Annotated in this window: 3 protein-coding genes; all 3 read left to right on the top strand. The window is 66.8% G+C overall.

From position 1 onward, the window contains the following. Nucleotides 1-560: LLM class flavin-dependent oxidoreductase (locus WAN02_RS15690; protein ID WP_422265126.1), on the top strand; the 560-nt coding region annotated here is incomplete at its 5' end. After that, on the top strand, nt 561-947 hold the full coding sequence (locus WAN02_RS15685) for a DUF2237 family protein (RefSeq protein WP_422265125.1): 387 nt from the start codon (nt 561-563) through the stop codon (nt 945-947). Nucleotides 948-1,249: 302 nt separating this feature from the next. Further along, nucleotides 1,250-1,814, top strand: a 565-nt coding sequence (locus WAN02_RS15680) for an FAD/NAD(P)-binding protein (protein ID WP_422265124.1), incomplete at its 3' end; no start/stop codon positions are given.

The raw sequence follows: 1,814 nt of genomic DNA, 5'->3' as shown, positions 1-1,814 counted from the left end.
CTCAGACCATGCGTGGGATGGCCGAGTCGGTCGCGGTGATGAAACGCGTGTGGGACGGCGAGAAGATCACCGAGTCGGTGCTGCCGGTCGGTCCGGCGCCGGTTCAGCCGGGTGGGCCGCCGCTGCTGGTCGGGACCATCGGGCCCCGGACGCTGCGCAGTGCCGCGACGTGGGCCGACGGCCTGGCCGGCACGACGTTGGACCTCGACGTTGCCAAGCAGAACGAACTGTTCGACGTCGCACGCCACGCCTGGGCCGAGGCCGGCAAGATCAAGCCGCACCTGGCCACCTCGTTCTGGTTCGCGCTCGGCTCGGCCGACGAGGCCCGCCGGCAGGTGCATCGGCATTTGCGTCGGTACATGAATTGGATACCGGCCGAATACATCGACGCGATGGCGCCCACGACCGGCTTCGCCGGTGGCGAAGACGATCTGGCCGCGGTGCTTCGTAAGTTCGAAGCGGTCGGGGCCGACGAAATCCAGCTCATCCCTACCAGTTCCGACCTCGAACAAGTCGAGCGCGCTGCGGACCTGGTCGAGGCGATGCAGGGAGGGGTATGAATGCCTGAGCGCAACGTATTAGGCGGTCCGCTGGAACCGTGCGGTAGCGAGCCGCTCACCGGCTTCTACCGCGACGGTTGCTGCTCGAGCGGGCCGGAAGATCTTGGTTTGCACACGATTTGCGCGGTGGTGACTGCCGAATTCCTCGAGCACCAGCGCATGATCGGCAACGATCTCTCAACACCGATGCCGCAGTTCCGGTTTCCCGGTCTGGTGCCCGGGGATCGGTGGTGCGTCACCGCGGGCAACTGGCTGTTGGCTTACCGTGACGGTTTCGCCGCCCCGGTGGTGTTGGCGTCCACCCATGAGCGGACCCTCGACGTCGTGCCGCTGGAAGCATTGCAGGAGAACGCCGTTGACGTCCCTGACGATCTGGGCGGGTTGTAACGCCACTAATACAGGATCAGATTTCCTGAGCTCGAGCGGTTATCGGCTCTCGCGGGTCGAGGCGGATCCCGCGCGATTGTCCCGTTGACCCGATCAGCGAGCCGTTCGCCCGTCGACCGGCCCGGACGTGACCCCCTCGGCCGACTCGCTCGAATTCATGCTTTACATGGTACGTGGTGTCCCGCTAATCTATAGCGGTACATGGCGTACCACTTAGTCGTTGAGGGGTGATCAAGAGGCACGCCAGCTGGCTCATCGTGCGTTAACCAGCTCAATCAGCCGGTGAGATATAGCCTGCCGCCATGAGGCGTGTCGCGATTGTCGGCGGTGGAGCCGCGGGTGTGCTCGCGGCGGTGCATCTGCGCCGGGCCGTGCCGGACGCGCAGATCACGTTGATCGACGCCTCCGGGCGTCCCGGCACCGGCGCAGCGTACGGCACCGACGACCCGACGTTTCTGCTGAACGTGCCCGCGCCGCGGATGTCGGCCTGGCCAGACGATCCCGATCACTTCAGCCGCTGGCTGGACCAGCGAGCCGTCACGCCGGCCGAAAGCTTCGCACCGCGCCTTGCCTACGGCCGATACCTGCAAGACCAGCTCGCGGCAGCCGACGTGCGAATAGAGACCGCGGAGGTCGTGGAATTGACGCCGGGCACCCCAGCGCGATTGGCACTCAACGATGGACGCGATCTATCGGCGGACGCCGTGGTGCTCGCGTCCGGGCGGCCGCAAAGCGGCATGCCCGATTCGTTGGAACGTGCCTTCGCCCCGGCGCTGGCCGAAGGCACCGACGGCAGGGTGGTGCTGGACCCGTGGGCGCCTGGCGCGCTGGCGGCGCTCGGTGCGCGACGGCCGGCCAACGTTTTGG

Source organism: Mycobacterium sp. (genome assembly GCF_049281135.1).
Classification (GTDB): Bacteria; Actinomycetota; Actinomycetes; order Mycobacteriales; family Mycobacteriaceae; genus Mycobacterium.
The sequence above is the reverse complement of the archived record's forward strand: the minus strand, read 5'-3'. Positions and strand labels throughout refer to the sequence as shown.

What these genes read in the sequence shown, in the direction of transcription:
- WAN02_RS15685 (WP_422265125.1), top strand. Translation starts at nt 561, where the DNA reads ATGCCTGAGCGCAACGTATTAGGCGGTCCGCTGGAACCGTGCGGTAGC.